This window comes from Pseudaminobacter soli (ex Li et al. 2025), assembly GCF_003012705.1.
GTDB lineage: Bacteria > Pseudomonadota > Alphaproteobacteria > Rhizobiales > Rhizobiaceae > Pseudaminobacter > Pseudaminobacter soli.
This window is the reverse complement of record NZ_PXYL01000013.1, coordinates 59,314-83,305: the sequence shown is the minus strand read 5'-3', so window position 1 is coordinate 83,305 and position 23,992 is coordinate 59,314. Positions and strand designations below refer to the sequence as shown.

The window sequence follows — 23,992 nt, the reverse complement described above, 5'->3', positions numbered from 1 at the left end:
ATTGGGGGACTGTTGCGGCGAACGCTTCTTCTCTGGCGCGCCTTCCGATAACGGGATCAAACACTTATGGTGCCGGCATCAAAGACTTAAATCGTGCCGAGTTCAGCGTAGCTGTCGTGCAGAGCCCGGTCCCCGGGGCCGAAACGGTCGCTGGCGAAATTGTGCTGGTGCCAATAGGGGTAGAGGTAGGGCGGGCGACTGACCCTGTTCAGCGTGTCCAGTTCGTCTTCGGTGAGTTTCAGGTCGACGGCTCCGATATTGTCGCGGAATTGGTCTGCGTTGAGGCCGCCAACCACGAGGCTCGCGATCGCAGGGCGTGACAGGGTCCAGGCAAGCGACACCTGCGCCACGGTGACGTCGCGAGCTTTGGCGATGAGCTCAAGTGCATCGACGATCGTCCACAGGCGCTCTTGGTCGCGGATCGGCGGTTCGCTCCAGCCGGCGGCCTGGCGGGAATTGGCCGGCGTCTTGTCGCGGCCGAAGGCACCTGACAGCAGGCCGGCGGCGAGCGGGCTCCAGACCATCACGCCAAGGCCCTGATCTACGGAAATCGGCAGAAGCTCGTACTCCGCTTCGCGCGCTTCCAGCGTGTAGTGGATCTGCTGGGTGACGAAGCGCGGCAGGTTCTTCGCCTCCGCCACGCCCAGCGCCTTCATGATGTGCCAGCCCGAATAGTTGGAGCAGCCGATATAGCGGATCTTGCCCTGCTGGCGCAGCGTATCGAGTGCCGACAGCATCTCCTCGACCGGCGTCACCCCGTCCCATTCGTGCATGAAGTAGATGTCGATATGGTCAGTCTTGAGCCGCTTGAGGCTGTTTTCGCATTCGCGGATGAGGTGGTAACGCGACGTGCCCTCATCGTTCGGCCCATCACCGATGCGCATGCGAGCCTTTGAGGAGATCAGCACCTTGTTGCGCTTCTCGCCCAGCGCTTCGCCGAGAATCTCCTCCGAACGGCCAAGCGAGTACATGTTGGCGGTGTCGAAGAGATTGACGCCACCGTCGATGCAGCAATCGATCAGACGGCGCGCCTCCGCAACGCCCTGGGTGGCGACCCGCGAAAAGGCGCCAACGCCGCCGAAGGAGAAGGTGCCCATGGCTATGGCCGAAACCTTCAGGCCGGTGCGGCCGAGTGTCCTGTACTCCATGGTCTTGCTCCTGCGGGATTACTCTGCCGGTTGCTGCATCGTGCGTGGCGGGCGGTCGCGCGCCGTCTTTGCGGCGCCGCGTTCATGGCTGGCGCGCAGCACCAGATCGGCGCCGACGAGAATCTTGACCGGCGGCTGCGGCTCGGCTGCACCGATCAGGTCGTTGAGGATGGTGACGGCGAGATAACCGATCTTGCGCTTCGACACGTCGATCGTCGTCAGGCGCGGCTCCATCGTCGCGCTCTGGGGGAGATTGTCGAAGCCGATTATCGAGACGTCGTCCGGTATGGCGATGCCGTGCTCGCGCAGTGCACGGATGAAGCCGTAGGCGATGATGTCATTCGTGCAGAAATAGCATTCCGCAAGATCGAGGCCGTTGGTCAGCAGCTCACGCGTGTCGAGATACGCACCATCATAGGTCGATTCCACCGAGAGGATGTCGGCTTGGTTTACCGACAGGCCGAGGCGCGCCATGTTTTTGAAGAAGGCGTCGCGGCGCAGACGGAAGTTCGTTGTCTCGACATGGGAGGCGACGAGCCCGATGCGCCGGAAACCCTGTTTCTGGAAGTGGGACAGCACCTTGTAGACGGCATCCTCGTTATTCATGTCGACGAAATTGGCGTCGAGGACGTCGTAGAACGTATCGATGAAGACGGTCGGGAGGCCGAGGCCCTGGATCAACCGGATATCGGCTTCAGTCAACTCCGTGCCGAGTGCGATGACGCCGGAAATGGGAGCGCCTGCAAGGGACTCGGCCACGGAACTGATCAGCTGCCCCTCGAAGCTTACAACTTCGAGCGTGTAGTTGCGTCGCGTCGCCTCGGCCGACATGCCGTCGATATAGTCGGAGATGAACACGCTGTGGTCGCGATTGACCGTGTGGCCATGCTTCGCGATCTTGAGGAAGCGCAGTGTTTCGCCGGGTTCCGTGCTGTTGCGCGTCGCGCGCGGCACGTAGTTCAAACTTGCCACGGCTTCCAGCACGCGCGCTCGCGTCACACCGGAAATTTCTCCTTTGCCGTTCAATACGAGCGAAACCGTCGCGGGCGATACGCCCGCCGCCTCAGCGATGTCCCTGATGGTCGGTTTTCCCGGATTTTTCATGCGGAGGTAAGGCGCCTTTTGTGCTGCGACTGCGAATAAATTTACTAAACGATTTAGACGACGCCTGCGAGACGTAAGGCAATTCTGCGCCTTTCGCAACCGATGTGTCGCACAGGCAGGGCTTGCCAGCCTAAAAATCCTTTGCTAGCGTTTTAGTGAATCGTGCGATTGTTTACTAAACGTCGGAGGGGGTAATGCGTAAAACCGGCGGGCAGCTGGCGATGCTGGTCGTCATAAACGGCGTATTGCTTGTTGCGGGCGCCCTGATCTCCGGCGGCTCGTTTCTGTCCATTTTCAATCTTCAGTCCATGGCGAGCCAGGTGCCGGAAATCGGCCTTCTGGCGATCGGCGTCATGCTGGCGATGTGCGCCGGCAATGGCGGCATCGACCTGTCGGGTATCGCTCTTGCGAACCTTTCGGGCGTTCTCTCGGCGGTGATCGTCTCGTCCTTCCTGTCGGCAACCGACAGCGGCACGGCCTTCAGCCTCGTCTTCATCGCGGGCGCGATCCTCACCGGCTTTACTGGCGGGCTGATCAACGGCCTTCTCATTTCGCGGCTTAACATCACGCCGATCCTCTGCACGCTCGGCACGCAGATGGCTTTCATGGGGCTTGCCGTCGTCGTCTCGGGCGGAAAGGCGGTCACAGTCGGCAGCCCGGAGCTCCTTTCCAGCCTCGGCAACGACATGCTGTTCGAGGTCCCGTTCAGCTTCCTTGTCTTCATGGTCGTCGCGGCGGTCGTGGCCGCGGTCCTGAAGTTCACGCCCTACGGCCTTTGGCTGATGCTGATCGGAACCAATCCCAAGGCGGCCGTCTATGCAGGCTTTCCGAGGAACTGGGTGCTGATCGCTACCTACGCCCTCTCCGGCACGCTTTCAGGCCTTGCCGGCGTCATCATCGCGGCGCGCAACGTCAATGTGAAGTTCGATTACGGCAGTTCCTATCTGCTGATCGCCATCCTGATCGCCGTCATGGCAGGGGTGAAGCCGGAAGGTGGATACGGCCGCGTCATTTGCGTCGTGCTCAGCGCCATCGCGCTCCAGCTGATGTCCAGTCTGCTCAATTTCGGCGGCCTTTCCAATTTCGTGCGCGATTTTGCCTGGGGCCTGCTGTTGCTCACCTTCCTGGCCGTCGGCCGCTACGACATCGCCGGCTTCCTGCTCCCGGGGCGCCATTTGCAAACCCCTTCGGTGCCTGTCCCTCAAGCGCCGAAGTGAAACTGGAGGGAAATTCGTGGAGGTAAACATGAAGTCGTTTTCGAAAAAGCTATTGGCTGGAACCACGGTTGCAGCTGTCGCGCTCGCAGGTACGATGGGTGCGCTGGTGGCACAGGAGAAGCCTGTGATCGCCACCGTGGTCAAGATAAGCGGTATTCCGTGGTTTGACCGCATGAACACCGGCGTCGTCGCCTATCAGGAAGCCCACCCGGACGTCGTTGCGAGCCAGAGCGGCCCGGCGACCGCCGACTCGGCCCAGCAGTTGCAGATTGTCAACGACCTCGTCGCCAAGGGCGTCAACGCGCTTGCCGTCGTGCCGATGGATCCGGCTGTCCTGGAAGGCACGTTCAAGCGCGCCATGGACCGTGGCATCGTCGTCGTCACCCATGAGGCCGACAACCAGATTAACACCAATGCGGACGTCGAAGCCTTCGACAACTCCGACTACGGCGCGGCGCTGAACGAGCGTCTGGCCGAGTGCATGGGCAAGGAAGGCAAGTGGACGACGTTCGTCGGCTCGCTCGGCAGCCGCACGCACATGCAGTGGGTCGGCGCTGCCGAGGAGAATGCCAAGAAGTATGCCGGCATGGAGCTCGTAGATCCGAACAACGAATCCTTCGACGACGCCAACGGCACCTATGAAAAGGCCAAGGAAATCCTGCGCAAGCACCCCGACCTCAAGGGCTTCCAGACCTCCGCCGGCAACGACGTTCTCGGCGTCGGCCGCGCCATCGACGAAGCGGGCCTGAGCGGCAAGGTGTGCTTGGTCGGCACCGGCCTGCCGAACCCGTCGGCCGACCTGCTCGAGTCCGGCGCGATCACGGCAATCGGCTTCTGGGATCCGCAGAAGGCCGGCATGGCGATGAACGCCGTCGCCAAGCTTCTGCTGGAGAAGAAGGAAGTGACCGACGGCATGGACCTCGGCGTCGAGGGCTACAACAAGGTCTCGGTCAAGCAGGGTCCCGGCAAGGGCCTGCTCATCCTCGGCAACGGCATGGTTCTCGCCGACAAGGCGACCTATAAGGAACACCTGTTCTAATCCGTCAAACCGTCAGCCGGCCGGAAGCTTAACCTTCCGGCCGGAACCGTCCGGCGTGGCAACTCGCCGGTCAGCATGAGGACAATTTCCGTGGCGGCACAAGCACATAGCGCGAAGCAATCGGCGTCGCTCCTTGAACTCAGGAACATCCAGAAATGGTTCGGCGGCGTCCATGCCCTGCGCGGCATCGACCTGACGCTCCAGCCGGGCGAGGCCTACCATCTGCTCGGCGAGAATGGCTGCGGCAAAAGCACCGTCATCAAGATCATGTCGGGCGCCCATGCGCCGACCTCGGGCGAGATCGTGCTCGACGGCGAGACCTTCTCGTCGCTGACGCCGATCCAGTCGCTCGCCGCCGGCATCGAGACTGTCTACCAGGACCTGTCGCTGCTGCCCAACCTCACGGTCGCCGAAAATGTCGCACTGAGCGAGCAGCTGGTGAACGCAGGTGGCCGCCTCGCGCTCCTCTTCGACCGCAAGCGACTGAAGGAGACGGCCGAAAGGGCGCTTGCCGCCGCGGGCCTGCCGACCGACCGCGCCTTTCTCAACACCATAGTTTCCGACCTGCCGCTCGCTTCCAGGCAGCTCGTCGCCATTGCACGGGCGATCGCGACCCGCGCCAAGCTCGTCATCATGGACGAGCCGACCACGTCGCTGACGCGCCGCGAGGTGGACAACCTCATCCGCGTGGTGGAGCGGCTGCGCTCCGAAAACGTCGCGGTGCTTTTCGTCACGCACAAGCTGGATGAATGCTACCGCATAGGCGGGTATGCGGTGGTGTTCCGCGACGGCCAGTGCGTGGCCCAGGGCCCGATCGAGACCTACAGCAAGAAGGAACTCGCCGAACTGATGACCGGCCGCTCCATCGACGCGCAGCGCTATCGCACGGGCAAGCCGTCCGACGCCGAGCTCCTCAAGGTCGACCGCCTCGTCGCCGAGGGCGTGCGCGAGATGAGCTTCTCCCTGAAGAAGGGCGAAATCCTCGGCATTACCGGCCTTGCCGATTCCGGCCGCAACGAACTCGCAATGGCCCTGGCCGGCGTCGCGCCGGCGACCGGCGGCGTGGTGACACTCGACGGCAAGACCGTTTCCATGCGCTCCCCCGCCGAGGCGATCGCGCGCGGCATCGGTTACGTGCCGGAGGACCGGCTTGCCGAGGGCCTTTTCCTCGACAAGTCGATCTTCGAGAACGAGATCGCGCTCATAGTCTCGCGCCTTGCCAATTCGCTCGGCGTCGTTGACCGGGAGGAGGGGCGCAAGATCGCAGCCCGTCTCTCAGAGGAGATGCGGCTGAACACAAAAGACCTCAACCTGCCGGTTGGAGCGCTTTCGGGCGGTAACCAGCAGCGCGTGCTGATCGGCCGCTGGCTGAGCATCGCGCCCAAGCTCCTGGTGCTGCACGGACCCACCGTCGGCGTCGACGTCGGCTCCAAGGACACGATCTATCGGGTCATCCAAGCGCTTGCCGAAGCGGGCATGGGCCTGGTCATCGTCAGCGACGACCTGCCCGAGCTCCTGCAGAACGCAGATCGCATTCTCGTCATGAACAACGGCCGTGTGGTTGCCGAAATGGACGCCGGGCGGGCGACCGAGGACGAGCTTTACAAGGCAATGCTGACGACCGCGACGGAGAGCGCGCAATGAGTGCTTCACGTACCGAAGACCTTCACGGCGCCGCCGCCCCGGCGCGTGCTCCCTTCAGCCTCGGTGAACTCGTGCGCCGGCGCCCGGAGAGCATCACTTTCGCGCTGCTGGTGGCGATCTGCGTGATCGTTGCCATCGCCAACCCCGCCTTCCTGCAGCCCTCGACCCTCATCGACATCGGCCGCGCCAGCGTCGTCATGGGCCTGTTTGCGCTTGGCGTCTTCGTCATCCTGGCGGCCGGCGGCATCGACGTCTCGTTCACCGCGATCGCAGCGTTCGCCATGTATTCGATGACCGTGCTGGTTCAGAGCTATCTGCCAGGCCTGCCGATAGTCGTCATCATACTCATGGCGACGCTTGGCGGCGCGCTGCTCGGCATAATCAACGGCCTGCTCGTCCATCACCTGAAGGTGCCGTCGCTGATCGTCACCATCGGCACCCAGTATCTGTTCCGCGGCTTCCTGCTGTCCTTCATCGGCACGGTCTGGATCATGTCGCTGCCGCCGCAGATGGGCGCCTTCGGCCGCATGCCGCTCGTCCAGTTCGAGTCCGCAAATGGCGCGCTTATCACGCTGCCGTTCTACTTCCTCGTCTTGCCGGTCGCGGCGTTCGTGACCTGGTGGATCCTCAACCGCACCCTGATGGGCCGCGCCATCTTCGCGGTCGGCGGCAATGCCGACATTGCGAGCCGCCTCGGCTACAGCCTGCGCACCGTGCACGTCTTCCTGTTTGGCTATGCGGGCGCGCTGGCGGGCCTTGCCGGCATCATCCATGTCTGCGCCAACCGACAGGCAAACCCCTTCGATCTGGTGGGCACCGAGATCAGCGTCATCGCCGCCGTCGTGCTCGGCGGCGCGCGCATCACCGGCGGAACGGGCACGGTCCTCGGCACCCTTCTGGGCGTGCTTTTGATCGTCGTGCTCAACAGCGTGCTCGTCCTGGTAGGCATTCCCAGCACCTGGCAGCGGCTCGTCGTCGGCAGCTTCATCCTGCTGGCCGCCGCCTTCTTCGTCACGCGCCAGCGCAAGAAATAACCCCACATCCCGAGGAAACCCATGAAGAAGTTCCTGAACGATTCCGTCAACTTCGTCGACGAGATGCTGGAAGGCATCTACAAGGCACATCCCGCTGTCACCTATACGGCAGACGACCTGCGCTGCCTCGTCACGGCCAGGACCAAGCCCGGCAAGGTCGGCATCGCGACCGGCGGCGGCTCCGGCCACCTGCCGACCTTCCTCGGCTTCGTCGGCGACGGAATGCTTGATGGCGCGGCTGTCGGCGGCGTCTTCCAGTCGCCCAGCGCCGAGCAGATGTACCAGGTGACCAAGCACATCGATCAGGGCGCCGGCGTCCTTTACATCTACGGCAACTATTCCGGCGACATTATCAACTTCGACATGGCGGCCGAGCTTGCCGATCTCGATGGCATCGCTGTCAAGCAGGTCGTCGGCAATGACGACGTTGCCTCGTCGGTCGTCGGCGAAGAGCACAAGCGCCGCGGCGTCGCCGGTATCTTCTTCATCTACAAGGCCGCCGGTGCGGCCGCTGCCGAAGGTCTTTCCCTCGATGAGGTGACACGGCTTGCCGACAAGGCGCGCCTGCGCACGCGCACCATGGGCGTTGCCCTTTCGAGCTGCGTCGTTCCGGAAATCGGCCATGCCACCTTCTCCATCGGCGAGGACGAAATGGAAATCGGCATGGGCATTCATGGCGAGCCCGGCATTAGCCGCAAGAAACTCGCGCCAGCCGATGCCGTCGTCGACGAGATGATGGACCGCATCTTTGCGGAAACGGACTACAAGCAGGGCGACAACGTTGCCGTGCTGATGAACGGCCTTGGTGGCACGCCGCTGGAAGAACTCTATATCCTCTTCCGCCGCGTCTCGCAGCTTCTGGAAGGCCGCGGCGTGACCGCGAAATATGTTTGGGTCGGCGAGTTCGCCACCTCGATGGAAATGGCCGGCGCCTCGATCTCGATCCTGCACCTCGATGAGGAACTCGACCGCCTCATCGCCGCCCCGGCCAACACGCCGTTCTTCCAGCATGTCGCGGGGTGATGGCATGGCCATGCAGACATTGAACACAGCCGGCCTGATCGACCTCTTCAAGAGCTGGAAGGAACTCTTTGCCGAACAGCGCGAGTTCCTCATCGCGCTCGACGGCAAGGTCGGCGACAGCGACCTCGGCATCACCATGAGCAAGTCCTTCGCCGCTGCGGCGGAGGCGCTCGACGCGGAAGGCGAGGCGGCTGGCATGGCCAAGCTGCTGCGCACCGCCGGGGCAACCATGGCGCGTACTGCGCCGTCCACCATGGGCACGCTGACGGCCACCGGCTTTCTCAGGGCGAGCAAGGCCGTCGAGGGCAAGGACACGCTCGGCACGGCCGAAGTGGCCGCCTTCTGGCGCGCCTATCGCGATGGTGTCGCCGAACGCGGCAAGGCAAAGCTCGGCGACAAGACCCTGCTCGACGTGCTCGACCCGATTGCGGCGACGCTCGAGGCGCAGGCTTCCGCCGGTGCTTCCCTGTCCGTGGCGCTGAATGCAACGGCGGCGGTCGCGGAGCAGGCGCTGGAAGCCACCAAGTCCATGCTCGCCCAGCACGGCAAGGCGGCCGCATTCCAGGAAAAGACCGTCGGCTTGCAGGATGCCGGCGCGACGGTGGGCTATTTCCTGATCCGCTGCATGGCGGAAATGGTGGCGGGCCGATAGAGCCTTCGACAATCCTGCAATATCTGTAACACCTTCGTGCACAGCCCTCTCGAACCTGAGTGTTTTAGTGAGGAATTAGAACGCAACTGGTGGTAAATGGCCACATTCGCCACCAGTTCGTTATGAGAGCCTTTCCCGCGGCGCCAAGTGACGAGCCATGAGGTGTATCGTTCGCGGCCCAGTCTCAGAGGAGATTGAGATCGAATTTCATGTACCTTTCGCGATCTAAGCCAGCTTGCTTGATCGGAGCCGTCCAGCCATTCTTCGGGCGTATGACTGCGCCCTTTCTCTCCAGCGAGGGAAGGTGGTTCCCATAGAGGGAGCTTGAATAGCCCCTAGATTTGTGAACGCCTTCTTCCCTAATTTTGAGGCAAGGAGGCCATGATGGGGACCGGCAATTTCAGTGATGATTTCAAACGTGATGCTGTGGCTCAGATCACCGAGCGGGGCTATCCGGTAGCGGAGGTTTCGCAGCGTCTGGGCGTGAGCCAGCATTCGCTCTATGCGTGGAAGAAGAAGCTCTCGAGGCCTTCAGGCTCGGGCGACGCGGATCAGGCTGCCGAGATCCGGCGGCTGAAGACGGAGCTGGCGCGCGTCACCGAGGAGCGCGACATCTTAAAAAGAGCCACCGCGTATTTCGCCAAGGATGCAAAGTGAGATACGCGTTTGTTGCCGAGCATCGCCCGCTGTTTTCGGTGCGGGCGATGTGTCGTTGCCTGCGCATCCAACCCAGCGGCTTCTATGCGTGGCTGAAGAGCCCGTTGAGCAAACGCGCCCGGGAAGGCGCGCGCCAGACCGAACTCATCGAGACGGCGTGGAAGGACAGCGGCAGGGTCTACGGCTACCGCAAGCTGCACGATGACCTTCTGGAGCAGGGCGAGATGAGTTGCCCAAACCGTGTTGCTCGCCTTGCAAGGCTTGCCGGCATCAAGGCCCAGATCGGCTACAAGCGTCGGCCCGGCTCCCATGGCGGCAAGCCATCGGTGGTCGTCGACAACACGCTGGCCCGGCAGTTCGATGTCGAAGCCCCGGACAGGGCGTGGGTGACCGACATCACCTACATCCGGACCATGGAAGGCTTTGCCTATCTGGCGGTCGTGATCGATCTGTTCTCTCGCCGGGTCGTCGGCTGGTCCATGCAGAGCCGCCAGACCACAGACGTCGTGTTGCAGGCTTTGCTCATGGCGGTGTGGAGGAGAAAGCCGACGTCCAGGGTGCTCATCCATTCCGACCAAGGCTCCCAGTTCACCAGCATGGACTGGTCGTCTTTTCTGAAGCACCACACCAGATATCAAGCTGAGCTTCGATGTTCACGCGTCTCGCCGGGGCGACCATCAAAAGTTGCCACAGCTGCAAAATTGGTAACGTTTTGTGCAAAACCGCCGAGGCTACCCGAGGCTACCAACGCAAAGCTCGATCAGCAGACCTGTCTGGGTATTGGCTGACAGAAGCAGCGTCGTCGGCTCGTCGATATCGGGTCTTTTATCCGGCGGGCAGAAAAAAGCCCCGGGCAGAGCCGGGGCCAAAAGTCACTGCGGGAGTGCAGATCAGAACTTGTAGGCGACGCCAATGCGGATGTCGTTTGTCCGCAGCTTGATCCTGCCCTCGTCTTCGAACCACAGGCCGTGGAAGGTCTTGCTGCCGAAATCAGTGTAGCGGTATTCCGCCCGCAGGATCACGTTATCCGTTGCCGCGTATTCGATGCCGGCGCCGATGTTCCAGCCGGTCATCGTGGCCTTCTCGGAAAATTTGACGTCACCGTAGTTTTTGTGGATGAGGTCGAACTTGAGTTCTCCGAACGAAACGCCGCCGGCGATGTAGGGCAGGACGCGATCATAAGCATATCCAACTCGCGCGCGCACCGCACCGTTCCAATTCATCTTCGATGAGGGTGAAACGTAGTCATATACCGAGCCGTCAGTGTAATCGTAATAATCGCCGCCATTGCGCTTAATATCGGCAGCGTTGATATCAGCATCAACGCCAAGAACAATGTTGTTGCTCAGCTGCTGGTTGTAGCCACCGTACACGCCGCCAAAGAAGCCACGGGGGTCGAAATCCGTTCCCTCGACGTAATCGTCTGAACGGTTTCTAAAGGGAGACTTGCCCCAAGCATATCCAACTTGCGCACCAACATAGAAGCCCGACCAGTTGTATGCGGCGACCGGCTCTTGTACGACCACGTCGGCAGCAACGGCGCTCCCTGTCAGAGTAAAAACAGCCAATCCGGCTAATAGGATCGATTTCATCAATGGCCCCTCTTTGTTGCCTGCTAGTGATCAACTGGAAAAGGGCCTGCGCCGCAAAAAGCTAACGCCGAGATCTGACAATATGAGCCCGCCACGGATGTCGCCACCCGCGTCCAGGCCCAGGCCGGATGAACTACCTCATCCGGATGAGGTCCACGTACATCTGAGCGGTGAAAGCCTTTTGCGATCTTGGCCGGATTGTCAACGGAGCTCGCCGGACCAGGTGCCAGTTGGAATTGGGTTGACGCAGAAAGGCAACACCACTGCTCGGCCAGGTCTCTGTTGAAGCATGTCAGCCCGTCGTCTCACCCGAGGCGGCGGGCTCTTATTTGCATTTCATGACATGCTCAGGGTCAGGGTCGTTGGGGAGCCTTTTGCCTCGCCCTTTCGGCAATCACGAACCATTCGGGCGCCAACCCACTGTCCCCGCCGGTTCTGAGCGAGGCAAGGGGAGGAGCTCCGATCAACCGGAGATATCGAGGAATTCCGGCAATACCCGCTTACCCTAACGGCAGGTGTGAGCTTCTGTTGATGGAGACCATTGCAGTCGCTCTAACTGGTTAAGATTGATGACGGCGCTCGTACGATGCCGGCAGGCAAGAGCGCCGGCAAGAACACGAGCGCACTGATGGCAAACAAATCCGTGTTTGCGACGATAGCATCGGCTGCTGTCCGGCTTGACAGCTAAAGGCACCGGCGCCGCCCTATCCCCCTTCGAGCGTCCACCGGGCCTCATTTCCACGGCGCCAAACTGGCCACCTACCCGCGAGAGTTGCACTAAATGCGGATCGGTAGCATCATCTTCAGACAAGCGAGTGGGGTGCGGTAATGGCTGAGACGGCAGGGCTAAGGGCTAAGGTCCTGGAAGCTGTAAAGGCTCGGGGGCCGATCAGCGTCGTTCAAATTTGCAAAGTCGTCGCGGCGGAAGACAAGCCGATAAGGACTGCGATCGATGCGCTGCGCGGGGGCGGCGAGCCAATTTGGCTGGATACGAAATTAGGCTTTTGGTGGCGCGACGATCAACAGCCGTCGCCAGTTCCTGGAAATGATCGCTGGAAGCGGCCCCATTCGCCAGCCTCCTGAGAGGGGACGAAGCTGAAGACGGTATTGCCGTCGCCAGCTTCCATGTTGATTGCGGTCTATGCGCAGGCGTCGGGATTTCCAACTCTACAACGGCAGCAGACGACGGCGCAGGCTTCCGCATGCGGTGCGCCGGCATGTTGCTCCCCTGGCGATCGTCCTTGGAGTGTTCGCCGTCCAGCAAATCAGCCATGGTGGTGCTGGCATTAGCCGCTTCGTCGAGAGCCTGCGCTCACTTTGGCCGCGCGCTGCCGCTGAACCCATCGAAGGCCGAGCGTCCGTGATTGATGGCGACACGATCGAGATTGCCGGCCAGCGCATCTGCTTCAACGGCATCGATGCGCCAGAGAACTCGTAATACTGCGAGGATGCCGAGGGCTTTGAATACCCATGCGGCCGCGTTGCCGCGAATGCCTTGGACGATGTGCCTCTACCAATCGGCAACGATCATCGTCAGGGAGTTGGCGCGAGAGAATGGCGACGGACCTTGATTTGAAGCACTGCGCGACGAAATCAGAGCGACCATCAAAGATTCCGTGCCTGCCGCACCTAAGTCGGAAGGCGAGACAGCTGCCCTTCTCGCGGGAATGACAGCAGTGCATGCCGTGTCGACTGCGTTGCATCGAGTGAGCAGATGGCGAAGCTGAAGTTTAGAAACGGCGACCTTGTCAACGCAGGCAAGGCAGAATGTAGTGACTCGATGAGCCGGCGCTTATCAATTTCCCTGAACATCCACCTGGAAGTATTGCGATCTTAAGCTTGGCTTGTAAGCTGGGGCCAATAAGATTTGGGTGGGGGACCTAATTGTGAAATCGTGGTCGGATTTTTCCGCGACCCGCGTTGGTGTCGTGGCTCTTAGCCTTTGTGTTGCGACAACTAGCCCGGCGCTGTCTCAGAACATCAACGGCATCTTCGACCTGATGGGTCGCGTTATCGAGAACGATATGCGGCGTCAGGAATTTGAGCGGCAGCGTCGCCATGAAGAGAGCCAAAGGGCGCTGGAGCAAAAGCGGCTGCGGGCAGAAGAGCAGGCCCGCAAGGACGCCGAAAGGGAACGCGAGATTGCGCTTACAAAACGCATGCAGGCGGCTCTGAACTCGCTCGGCTTCTACAATTCCAAGATTGACGGCGATCGCGGGCCAGGCACGCGGGCGGCAGAGATGGCGTTCGCCGCGGCTTTTGGCATAACATCGTTGTCTCTTACTGACACCGATGTCGAAGAACTCGAACATATTGCGGAGCTCGGTTTTCGCAGTCGCGATGAGATGAACCGCGCCGTGCGAGGCGGATTCCAGTCGAGGCAGGAGTTTCTTGATGCAGAGGCGGGTGGGTTCACCAATGCGTCCGAAATGGCTGCGGCGCATCGGGTGGGCTTTGACACAGCCGCATCCTATGCCGCTTTTCAGAGTTCCAATTTCGAAAATCCGGACGAGTTCCGGGCCGCGGCGCGGGGCGGCTTCCCCGAGCCAACCGAATTCGCCGCTGCCAGAGCAGCCGGCTTTGCCGAGCGCGATGAATACCGCGAGTTCGTGAAGTCGGGACTACCCGATCGCGCCGCGTTTGAAGCACATCAGCGCGCCGTCGCAGCCGCTGAAGAGGCAGGCGAAGCCTGCACCAACCACAGCGGCGATATGATTGCGGGACTGGATTCATGTCTGCTTGCCATTTCGCTGGGCGCACGTGGCCCTGACGTGGCCGCTGCGTTCGACACGATCGGCCGTCGGCTCCAGACGCATAGGGCCGAACTGGCCGCGGGCAATCCCGGAACGGAAGTGGCCAGCACTGAAGGAGCGCCTAGCGCCGGTACATTCCTGCAGGAACTTGCTCTCGTCGACGCGGCGATCAAGCGACATGGTTGCGGCATGGATGTGCTCCGTTCCGCGTGGTCCGACGCGGAGGTAAGCTGTAAGCAGACCGATACCGCAGCGGATAGAGTGGTCGCCGCCCTCAATTCCGTTGCCACAGAGGAGGCGGAGGCCAAACGCGTAGCCGCAGAGTCGGAGCGCAATCGCCTTGCCTTGGAGACTGCACGAGCGCGCGTTGCAACCCTGGTCGAGAACCTGACGGCCTTCATGGAAGCCAAGCGTGAGCTCACACAGCCACTCGAGGTTGCCAAGGCATTCGTTGCGCTGAAGAAGCAGCAGGAGGCGACGGACTTCCGCCCGATCGAGCAAGCATTGACGCATCTGGACGAACTCTTGGGTGCAGAGGCGGATTTTCAGAAGTTCCTGGAAGAGAAGCGTCTCTCCGAGGCCGTTGCAAAAACGAACGCCCGGGCCACCGCCGAAGCCGAGATTCGCCGGATGGAAGCCTTCGTCGAGCAGTATGTTGCGAGCAACCTCCTCGACGACAATGTGGCGGAGTTGCTCGCCCTGAAGTCCACTTTGACCGACGCGCGGGTCTCGGGCCAGGATTCGAGGATCCTGAACAGCCAAAAGGAGGCCAAGTCGGCCCTTGAGCGGCTGGGCCTTTCCGAGACGCTGGCCGCCTTCGTTCCCGCAAGCGATGAGAAGAAGCCCAGCGGTGTCCAGCAGGCCGGCAACGGCCTCGCACTCACTGACGAGAATCGGCTACTGCTGGAGGGCGCGCCTAAGGACATTCTGCTCTTGGGCAATTTCAGTCCAAAAGCTCCGCATCTCATCCTCAATCTGGTCGGCAAGGTTGCGTTCGATGGCGCGGTCGCAAACTATTGCTGGCAGGGCGGTGCTCCGGCCTCGCCCGACGGCGAAATCCGTGTCGTGCAGGCACTTCGGCGAATTGGTGCTGAGACCTTCAATTTGGCACCGAATTGCGGCGCTACTGCCATGGTGAGTCAAGATGTCATCGTCCTTGAGCGCGGTCGGTTCCTGCAGAGCGATATTATCGAAGCGTCAGCACTGGTCGAAGCGTTCGAAAAGCAGGACCTGAAGCTGCTCGAATCGATCGCTTGGGCAGACGTGGGAAAGGAGTCAGAGCGGGACACACAAACCGCGGAGACCATCAGAAAGGAGGTTATTGCCGGTCTGAGGACAGGATACGGCTTCGTGCAGTTGGACAACGACGCTAATGGCATATGCCTGGCGGTGGAGGAGGAAACGCTTCCTCTGCATCGATACCTCTTCGACTCCAACAACACAGCGCTGACAAAGTACCTTCCAAGGGAAGGGGCCACTTCCGTCATGTCGCTGGAAAGAGCCTTCGTCGGCATTCAGAAGCAGGATTGCGGTGTGGTCTATGCCGAGGCGGCCGATCTACAGCAACTCCTGCAAGGCCTTGGCAAGGCCCAAATTTCTTACACGATGTTGCCCGTCTGGATGGATACGCAAGTCGTAGCTGCCGCCCAGACCGCCCTTACAGATGCCGACACAGCCCAACAGCGCGAAATTGCCGCCAAACAGCAGGAACAGGAAGCGCAACGGACACTCGCCGCAAAGCAGGCAGCGGATGCGGAAACTGTACGTGCAAAGGCTGAAGTCGACTTGCGCGCGCGCTACTCGCAAGAAGCCAAGGCTGCGTTCAATCGCCTGTCTAACCTGGGCGATGCATATATTCGAAGCAAAGAGATCAGTGGTGACTTTGCCACGCTGTTCCCCAGCATAGCCCAATGGAAGCAGGAGCGCCTGCAGGGTGGCTGGGAAGTGGACGATTATGACGGGACATTGCTGGACTACGGAACCGCAGACTGGCACGGGCGACGCGCCGAGGCCGTGTTCGTGGAGATTGTTGCGAAATCCAAAAATGCGCTTCGCGGGGAGTATGCTCAGCACTGTTTCGCGGTCGGTTACCTCATCGACGATGAGTTCAACATGCTGCGGGACCCCATTGCCACCACCTGCGATAAGTCCTCGGAGCAAGTATCTGCGTGGCAGGTCAGCCGAGCCTTCGAAAGCCGCTGGATCGTGCGGTAATGTATGCAGGGCTCCAGATGCACCCGGGGGATGGATCAACACCCGCCACGTGGTCGAGATTGCACGCGAAGAGATCGATCGAATGGCCGACTTCGTTGGCAGTTTCGATACGCAGCAGCGGCCTGCCCCGCAAAACATGTTCGCCCGTACAGCCGGCGCCGCGAAGAAGTTCGAGTTCTACCGTTCGCCGGCGCCACGACGCATGAGAAAAGCGTCATCAACGTAGACGGTCGCTAAATCCGTTCGATCGTTACGCTAAGGTTTTCTGGTCAGAAACAATGGCATCTGTACGCATCAATCGCTGATTGGAAATGTTGTGAGATAATTGGGCACGAAATCGACTTGAGGGGTATCAGCGATGACCCAGGGCTACATCTACATCTTGTTCAACCCGACATACCGAGCTAATCAATTCAAGATCGGAAGAACCACCAAGAAGCCTGAGTGGCGGGCGCGCGAAATATCGTCAGGCACAGGTGTCCTGGGGCAATTCGAGGTCCTGTACGAAGAACGAGTTGTTGATTGCCATCACGCGGAGCGTCTTATTCACCAACTTTTGAGCGCACATCGCATCTCAACAAACCGGGAGTTCTTTGAGCTCCCGCTGAAGGACGCCATTCGCATCGTCAGCGACGTAGCCGCAGAAGTGGGACGGATTTCGGCGCCTGAAGAAAATGAGCTTCAGGAAGACTTGACCATTCCTGATCGGGCCTCATTGCTCGACAGCATCGAAGTAAGTTCAATTGAACGACACGTGCACACACTGGTGCGGAAAAGAAAAACGTCCGTCACTTTTGATGATCATGCTGCTTACACTGATGAACCCCGACGCAAGATCTTTCACGATCTCCGCAAAACCATACTGCGCCTTGATGAACGCTTGGCCAATGGCGAAACCTGCACTCCCGGCAACCGAGTAGCATACAAGCTTCCAGGCGGAAGGACATTCCTTGAGGTGAAGGTCCAGCGTAGTGCTATCGTCCTTCATTTGGTCGAGTCGGGTGTACCCAATCCTGACCACTTTGCGCAGGCAATCCCCGAAAGCCATGGCTGGCGACATCTGAAACTGCGTATCAAGATCACGAACGTCGAAGACGCGGATCGAGCTCGTCCTTTCATAGAAGGCGCATTCGCAGCCGCCTAAGAGTTCAGATTATCCCGCTGCTGTATGCCTGGCCTCCGGCACGCGAATTTGCCATGCACTTGGTCGTGCGCTGGCGCGTGACGTCAATGCCGACCGCGCAAACCGTGTCGGATCTCTCAAATCTGCTGAGAGCATGGACTAGTTGAGGGCATAATGAATCCGATACTTTCTCGCTACAACCCAATCCTCCCCTTCTCTGTGCAGGAGCGCGACATCGACTTGCTCCTGATTGAGCAACTGCATGTGTCTCGGGCTTTCGCCAAGTGGCTGACTGGGCGTCTAGATTTGTCGGGTGCCACCGTCGAAACAGCGCGCCACAGCGTCTACCGGGAGTATGGCGAAACGGATGTGCTGGTGATTATCCGCTTCGGGAACGAAAGTATCGCCGTAATGATCGAAGACAAGATTGGCGCTCCGATGCAGCCTGATCAATGCGAGCGTTATCATCTAAGGGGCAATATCCTTTGCGAGGAGCGTGCCGTCGATCGTTACACAACGGTTCTTTGTGCACCGGGAGGGTATCTCGCCGGCGTGCCCAAGGACCAGCGCTGGGATCACCGCGTTTCTCTCGAAGAAATAGCCCAGAGCTTGGAAAGTGCAGCGTATCCCGGCTGGGAGTGGCGGCACGCGATTCTCATCGCTGCGGCCTCGCGTCAGACTCGAGCGCGCGAGGCCGACAATCGAGCCAATCACGCTTACGATTCGGTCATCGCGCCTCTCAAGAAGGCCTATCGCGACTTTGTGAAGACGAGGTATCCGCAATTGCAAGCTTCGCGCCAGGAGGGCAGAGACCGCGAATACTATCTTAAGGCAGCAGGGCTACCGGGTGGCATCAGATTCAAGCACGCCTTCTTTCGGGGTGAGGTCAGTTTGATCTTCGAAAGGGCCTGGACTCCGGTCGCTGAGCGTCACTTGCAGGGAAATTTACCGGAGGCTGCATGGACTGTTCAACATGGCGGCGAGCTTCATGTCCGCATGGCAGTTGAAGTCATGGACCCGCTACTTCCGTTCGAGAAGCAAGAAGAAATCGCGGCCAAGGCTCTCGACCAGATTTGCGCGATGATGAGCTTGGCGCAGGCCATCGCGAAAGCTCATCCGTGATCCACTCCTATTCGATCACGGGGTAAAATGGCTTGCCCCAGTCGTTGGTCGGATGATCCATCATCAGATCGACAAACACCGGCATCAGGAAACCGAGGATGGACGCGCCATCGCGCACCTGCGCCCGGTTCACGCCGCTGTTCCAGGTTGATCCGCCATGGACCAGCTGGTTCCGAAGCACATAGAGCCGGTCGAAGACGAAGCTCAACACCCGCGCGGTGTCACCGCCCTGAAATGCTTGGGCGAAGGCGCGCGCCGAGGTCTTGAAACGATCCTCCCAGTCCTCGAACCCATCGATCCCATTGTGGTGCTGCCAGAACGGATTAAAGACATAGCGGTTTTCCATTAGGAGCCGAAGCGGCCCCGAAAACCGCTGCCAGATCGCCCTGTAGATGCGCCGGTCCTTGTCCAGTGCGACTAAGCGGCCGAAGAAATCAAGGAAGGCTGCCCGCTCGCCCTGTGGAAAGGCCTGAAACTCGCGCTCGTCGGCATAGGCCGCGTTGAACGCGATCCATAGAAAGATGAAACGGGCGTCATCATCCTCGTCACAAGCTTCGGCCCGACCGATCCAACTGATTGCCCGGTGCGCGCGCAGGCCCATGGTTTGGGGAAAACCTACACGGATCGCCCGCTGCTTCTCCTTCAAGGCACTGAAGCTGAGAACATCCTTCACCGACTCCCCCTCCCTCTCAAGAATACGTCACGGCAGCGCATCGAAATCGGCCCGGCGGTGCCCTTCGACCAGCGCGCGCAAACCGTTTGGCGCCAACACCTCGACCTTGTCGCCCCATTGATAAAGGTGCCAAGCCATCTCCAGCCAGCCTGCCGCGTGAAACCGAACGATCAGGCTTCCGTCGTCTTGGGGTAACACAACCTGTGTCGGGTGAAAGCGGAACTCGGCGGCACGAGCGGCGGCTTCGGGCGCGAAGCGCCAGATCACCTCGCCATATTGTGCCGGATCCTGCCAGACGCCAAAGGCCTGTGCCGCATAATCCTCCAGCGAAAACCCGGACGCGAAGGCAAAGCTCTGGTCAATTGTTTCGGCTGCATAGATGCGGTCCATCCGGAAATTCAGAATCGTGTCACTGCGCGCAGGCTGACGGGCGACCAGATAGGTGCGGTGCCCCATCAGCACGCCATGCGGTTCCAGGATGCGCTCTGCTGCATCCGGGCTGCCGTAGCGAACCCGCAGCCGGAAGGGGCCCCGCAGAGATTCGATGATGGCATCCAGGACAGCGGGCTGCAGGTTTACCTTTGGGCCGGGGCGTGTGACCTGGCCCATCGCCGTCAGGACAGCCTCTGCATCGGCCTCTGTCCGAAGTGCGTCCTTGGGCACCAGGCGCGCGAGCAGGCCGTCGCGCAGGTCGTTCAACGCTCGCAGATGGCGCAGTCGCCCGTCAGCCTGCGCTGCGCGTGCAGCAATGTCCAATGCCTCTACCGCCGTCTCCTGACGGTGCTGGAGACGATCGAGCAGAGGATCGGTAAGCCACCACCGACGTTTGCGGTCAGGTCCGTCCACGGCCTCGACATTGGCGAAGCTCGTCTCCAGCGCATCGGTCATGCGCTGCGCCGTCCGGTGGGCGGTCCCGAATTCATCGCAGATTTCCTCGAGGCTGATCCCGCCGCGCCGGGTGGCGGCCAGTCTTGCTAGGCGGATTAGATCCTGCGCCTTCGAAAAGGACATGCGGGCCCCTTGATGCACTATGTGACAGGGTTTGACACCCTTTCAGGCTATTGAGGCTTTTGCGACCTGTCGAGGCGATTCGCATCGAGATAAGCGGCCGTCGCGTCTGATCGCATCAAGGAGGCCTCGTTCGGGCTACGAGCCTTGGCGTCGCAAATATCAGGGGGTGAAATGACGGGGAAGGTTATCAGGATCGAAAGGATTGCGCCGCGCGATGGCGCAATCGAAGAACCCGAGCTGACCGCGAAAGGCTACTGCTTGGGTGATCCGAAATTCGGGGCACAGAAGCATCACGCCAAGAACGCTGTCTATGTGAAAACCTTGGACGAGGCAGCAGAGCTTGTGTTGCAAGGTTTTTCGCTGCGGATGGTCGGTAAGGGTAAGAGGGCATCGCTTGTAGCGCCAAGGAGCCTTAGTCTTGTCCGTGCCTGATGTGGCAACTCTTGCGGGCAAGCGAGCCTAGAGGCGCGCCGCTATCCAACAGCTCATCTTGCCAATAGCGAATTCAAATGGGGGCAATTCCGCCCCCATTTTTTCGCTTGTCGTCAAACCGTCGGTCGGCAACGCCAATATATGTCAAGTATTGACACCCTTATAAGCTATTGATGAACATGCAACCAGTCGAGGCGTGTCCCGTGCGGGTTGCGTTTGGATCAATTGGGCGCAAGCATGCGGGATATTGGCGGAGATATTCTTTTTTCGGCATCGGATCTGATGCGGTTCATGGGCTGTCCCCGTGCGACCACGCTCGATCTGGCGCATCTTCGAGGCGAAGGCCCCGAGCCGGGCGAGGACAGCGAGGATGCGGCGCTCTTGCAGAAACAGGGGGACGCCCATGAGGCCGCCCATCTGGCACGGCTGAATGCGGCGGGCCGCGGAGTGGTCGAGATCGCGCGCGGCGATCTGGCGACCAATGCCGAGACGACCCGCGCGGCGCTGGCGACCGGTCCAGAGGTGGTGTTTCAGGGAGCGTTTCTTTCGGGCAACTGGGGCGGTTGGTCGGATTTTCTGGAACGGGTTGACCGCCCATCGGCACTTGGGAATTTCAGCTACGAGGTTGCCGACACCAAGCTCAAGCGCCGCCCGCACCCGAAGCATGTGCTGCAGCTCGTGCTCTATTCCGACTTGCTGACCGATATTCAGGGCGTGGCCCCGGAATATGCGCATGTCGAACTTGGCACTGGCGAACGCGCGACGCTGCGGCTGGCAGACTACGCGCACTACGCCCGGGCGGCGCGGGCGCGGCTGGAGCAGTTCGTGGCCGACCCGCAGCCGACGCGCCCCATCCCCTGCGCCGATTGCGGGCTGTGCCGTTGGGCGGCGCATTGCGACAGCATCTGGCAGGCCGAGGACAGCCTGTTCAACGTCGCGAACATCAGTCGGGGTCAGGTGAAGAAGCTGGAAGCCGCCGGGATCACGACAATGGTGGCGCTGGCGGACCTTGACCGACCCGTGCGGGGCATGGCCGAAGGCACCCGCCTTCGGCTGGTGACGCAAGCCCGGCTGCAGCACGCCCGCAAGACCGGGGCGCCCGCCTTCGAACTCCGCGACCCGGAACCGGGCAAGGGCTTTGACCTCCTGCCCGCGCCGCAGCCGGGCGACATCTTCTACGACATCGAGGGCGACCCGCATTACGAGGGCGGCCTCGAATACCTGCACGGCATATGGTGCGACGGGCATTTCCGGGCCTTCTGGGCGCACGACCATGCGGCCGAGGCGCGTGCGCTCATTGATCTGTTGGAGTTCTTCCGTACGCGGCTCGCAGCCTATCAGGACGCACGAATCTACCACTACGCCGCCTATGAGATCACAGCGCTGCGGCGGCTGACCACGAAATACGGGATCGGCGAGGCCTTCCTTGACCGCCTGCTGCGCGAGCGGCGCTTTGTCGATCTGTTCGCCGTGGTCCGTGGCGGGCTGATCGGGTCCGAACCGAACTATTCCATCAAGTCGATGGAGGCCTTCTATGGCCGCAAGCGCGACGGGGAGGTGAAGACCGCGGGTGGGTCTGTTGTCGCCTATGAACAATGGCGCGAGACGGGCGACCAGCACATCCTGGACGAGATCGAGGATTACAACCGCATCGATTGCATCTCGACCGAAGAATTGCGCGACTGGCTAGTGAGCATCCGGCCCGCAGGCGCCTGGCCGCAGCCCGGCCAGGATGCCGGCGAGAAGGAGGTCGAGGAGGATGCCGGGACGCAAGCGCTGCGCGCCAGCCTCGCTGCGTCGAGTCTGCCCGAGGACGGGCAGGCGATGCTGTTCAACCTTGGCCTATTCCACAGGCGCGAGGCCAAGCCCGCTCAATGGGCGGTGTTCGACTCGGTATCCAAGGACGAGGACGACCTGATCGACGACCTTGACGCGCTGGCGGGGCTGGAAGCGATCGGCCCGGTGGAACCTGTCAAGCGATCCTTCGCGCGCAGCTACCGCTTTCCCTCGCAGGAGACCAAGCTTCGGGGCGGCAAGAAGGCTACGGTGCCGGTCTTTGATGGTCCGCCGGTGACGGTCAGCATCGAGGAGATGGACCGCAGAGCGCGGCAGATCACTGTCAAGGCCGGGCCAGGCAAGGACTACCTGCTGGCCGACCGGCTGACATTGCACCCCGACTGGCCGCTGAAGACCGACGTGATCGCCGTAGCACTGCGCGACGTGATTGCCGACCAATGCGGCCCACGCGTCTATCGGGCCGTCGATGACCTTCTGTCCCGTTCAGCGCCCCGCCTGACCGCCGGTCCTCTGGGGCCCGTCGCCGATCCGGTCGCAGGCACCATTGACGCTGTGGGCGCCATGGATGAAACGGTGCTGCCGATCCAGGGGCCGCCAGGCACCGGCAAGACCTACGTCACCGCGCGGGCGATCCTGTCGCTGGTGCGGAAGGGCGCGCGCGTGGGTGTCACCTCGAACAGCCATGAGGCCATCCGCAACGTGCTGATGGGCTGCCTGAGCGCGCTTGAGGATGACGATCCCGACCTGACGCTGGACCTGGTCCACAAGACCTCGGGCGAGGATGACGGCTATCCCGAGGATTGCCCCGTCCGCCGCACCACCAGCAATGACGAGGCCGCGGACGGCATGCATGTGGTCGGCGCCACCGCGTGGTTCTTCACCCGTGACGAGAACGTACAGGCCTTCGACTGGCTCTTCGTGGACGAGGCAGGCCAGGTGGGTCTCGCCAACATGGCGGCGATGGGTCGGGCCGCGCGCAACATCGTGCTGGTGGGCGACCCACGCCAGTTGCCGCAGGTCATACAGGGTGCGCACCCGGACCCAGCAAACCTCTCCTGCCTCGACTGGATGCTGGGCGACCACGCCACAGTGCCGCCGGACCGTGGCATCTTCCTGCCCGTCTCACGGCGCATGCACCCCGAGGTCTGCCGCTTCATCTCGGATCAGGTCTATGAGGGGCGGCTGATTAGCCATCCCGACACCGCGCGCCAGGTCGTCCGCGGCACAAGGTTCCCCGAGGCCGGGGCCTTCTGGGTGCCGGTGCCACACGAAAGCAATGCGCAGGTGGCGGCAGAAGAAGTGGAGGCTATCCGCACGGTCTGCGGCGATTTGCTGGCGGGCCGGTGGACCGACAAGGAGGGCAGCACCCGTCCAATTCAGGAGAGCGATATCATCGTCGTCGCCCCCTACAACGCGCAGGTAAACGCGCTCCGTGAGGCGCTCCCCGAAGCGATCCGCGTCGGCACCGTGGACAAATTCCAGGGACAGGAAGCGCCCATCTGCCTCGTGTCGATGACCGCCTCCTCGACCGAGGAAACCTCGCGGGGCATGGAATTCCTGTTCTCGCTCAACCGTATTAACGTGGCGGTCTCGCGAGCAAAGGGGCTTGCAGTGGTCTTCGGTGCACCGCGGCTGCACGAGGCCAAATGCGAGACGGTTGAACAGATGCGGCTTGTGAACACGCTTTGCGCGCTGCCGGTATGGAATGTGGACTGAATGTAGGCGGAAATTGAGGAGCACTTTGCCGAGAATTAAGA

At 61.2% G+C, this 23,992-nt stretch carries 17 protein-coding genes and 1 pseudogene; 13 read left to right on the top strand and 5 right to left on the bottom strand.

The window, feature by feature from the left end:
* Positions 1–86: 86 nt before the first annotated feature.
* Positions 87–1,148 carry an aldo/keto reductase gene (locus C7I85_RS21905; RefSeq protein WP_106726154.1) on the bottom strand — a complete coding sequence of 354 codons (1,062 nt, stop codon included), beginning with the start codon at positions 1,146–1,148 and terminating at the stop codon, positions 87–89.
* Between the two features lie 18 nt (positions 1,149–1,166).
* On the bottom strand, positions 1,167–2,252 hold the full coding sequence (locus tag C7I85_RS21900; protein WP_106726153.1) for a LacI family DNA-binding transcriptional regulator: 1,086 nt from the start codon (positions 2,250–2,252) through the stop codon (positions 1,167–1,169).
* Positions 2,253–2,446: 194 nt separating this feature from the next.
* Between C7I85_RS21900 and C7I85_RS21895 the strand changes: the two genes are divergently transcribed.
* From C7I85_RS21895 to C7I85_RS21865, 7 genes and pseudogenes are all read left to right on the top strand, one after another.
* Positions 2,447–3,469, top strand: coding sequence for an ABC transporter permease (locus C7I85_RS21895; RefSeq protein ID WP_106726152.1), 1,023 nt, complete (start codon positions 2,447–2,449; stop codon positions 3,467–3,469).
* Positions 3,470–3,497: 28 nt separating this feature from the next.
* A complete protein-coding gene (locus C7I85_RS21890; protein WP_106726151.1) occupies positions 3,498–4,508 on the top strand; it encodes a substrate-binding domain-containing protein in 1,011 nt (336 codons plus the stop codon).
* A gap of 75 nt (positions 4,509–4,583) precedes the next feature.
* Positions 4,584–6,152, top strand: coding sequence for a sugar ABC transporter ATP-binding protein (locus C7I85_RS21885; protein WP_106726150.1), 1,569 nt, complete (start codon positions 4,584–4,586; stop codon positions 6,150–6,152).
* Complete coding sequence (locus tag C7I85_RS21880; protein WP_106726149.1) at positions 6,149–7,186, top strand: ABC transporter permease; 1,038 nt, start codon at positions 6,149–6,151, stop codon at positions 7,184–7,186. The genes C7I85_RS21885 and C7I85_RS21880 overlap by 4 nt, the downstream gene beginning before the upstream one ends.
* A 21-nt stretch (positions 7,187–7,207) precedes the next feature.
* Positions 7,208–8,209: a dihydroxyacetone kinase subunit DhaK gene (locus tag C7I85_RS21875; RefSeq protein WP_106726148.1), complete on the top strand. Its 1,002-nt coding sequence runs from the start codon at positions 7,208–7,210 to the stop codon at positions 8,207–8,209.
* A 4-nt stretch (positions 8,210–8,213) separates the two neighbouring features.
* Complete coding sequence (locus C7I85_RS21870; RefSeq protein WP_181257260.1) at positions 8,214–8,861, top strand: dihydroxyacetone kinase family protein; 648 nt, start codon at positions 8,214–8,216, stop codon at positions 8,859–8,861.
* A 384-nt stretch (positions 8,862–9,245) separates the two neighbouring features.
* A pseudogene (locus tag C7I85_RS21865) lies at positions 9,246–10,144 on the top strand (IS3 family transposase); the annotation flags it as partial.
* Positions 10,145–10,408: 264 nt separating this feature from the next.
* On the opposite strand, the gene C7I85_RS21860 reads toward C7I85_RS21865, so the two are convergent.
* Positions 10,409–11,110, bottom strand: coding sequence for an outer membrane protein (locus tag C7I85_RS21860; protein ID WP_106726147.1), 702 nt, complete (start codon positions 11,108–11,110; stop codon positions 10,409–10,411).
* A 1,246-nt stretch (positions 11,111–12,356) separates the two neighbouring features.
* On the opposite strand from C7I85_RS21860, the gene C7I85_RS32050 reads away from it, so the two are divergent.
* The 5 genes from C7I85_RS32050 (at position 12,357) to C7I85_RS21840 (ending at position 18,322) form a co-directional block, all read left to right on the top strand.
* Positions 12,357–12,548, top strand: coding sequence for a hypothetical protein (locus tag C7I85_RS32050; protein WP_181257259.1), 192 nt, complete (start codon positions 12,357–12,359; stop codon positions 12,546–12,548).
* Positions 12,549–12,996: 448 nt separating this feature from the next.
* Positions 12,997–16,077 carry a hypothetical protein gene (locus C7I85_RS21850; protein ID WP_146148912.1) on the top strand — a complete coding sequence of 1,027 codons (3,081 nt, stop codon included), beginning with the start codon at positions 12,997–12,999 and terminating at the stop codon, positions 16,075–16,077.
* 82 nt (positions 16,078–16,159) lie between these two features.
* Entirely contained in the window at positions 16,160–16,303 is a 144-nt protein-coding gene (locus tag C7I85_RS31040) for a hypothetical protein (RefSeq protein ID WP_181257258.1), read from the top strand.
* 132 nt (positions 16,304–16,435) lie between these two features.
* Entirely contained in the window at positions 16,436–17,221 is a 786-nt protein-coding gene (locus C7I85_RS21845) for a GIY-YIG nuclease family protein (protein ID WP_106726145.1), read from the top strand.
* A gap of 153 nt (positions 17,222–17,374) precedes the next feature.
* Positions 17,375–18,322 (top strand): PD-(D/E)XK nuclease family protein, encoded by a 948-nt coding sequence (locus tag C7I85_RS21840; protein WP_106726144.1) that lies wholly within the window; start codon positions 17,375–17,377, stop codon positions 18,320–18,322.
* 7 nt (positions 18,323–18,329) lie between these two features.
* On the opposite strand, the gene C7I85_RS21835 is transcribed toward C7I85_RS21840, so the two are convergent.
* Positions 18,330–18,995 (bottom strand): HEPN domain-containing protein, encoded by a 666-nt coding sequence (locus tag C7I85_RS21835; protein ID WP_245445042.1) that lies wholly within the window; start codon positions 18,993–18,995, stop codon positions 18,330–18,332.
* A 27-nt stretch (positions 18,996–19,022) separates the two neighbouring features.
* Entirely contained in the window at positions 19,023–20,006 is a 984-nt protein-coding gene (locus tag C7I85_RS21830) for a helix-turn-helix transcriptional regulator (protein WP_106726142.1), read from the bottom strand.
* Positions 20,007–20,675: 669 nt separating this feature from the next.
* On the opposite strand from C7I85_RS21830, the gene C7I85_RS21820 reads away from it, so the two are divergent.
* On the top strand, positions 20,676–23,951 hold the full coding sequence (locus C7I85_RS21820; RefSeq protein WP_106726140.1) for a TM0106 family RecB-like putative nuclease: 3,276 nt from the start codon (positions 20,676–20,678) through the stop codon (positions 23,949–23,951).
* Positions 23,952–23,992 lie beyond the last annotated feature (41 nt).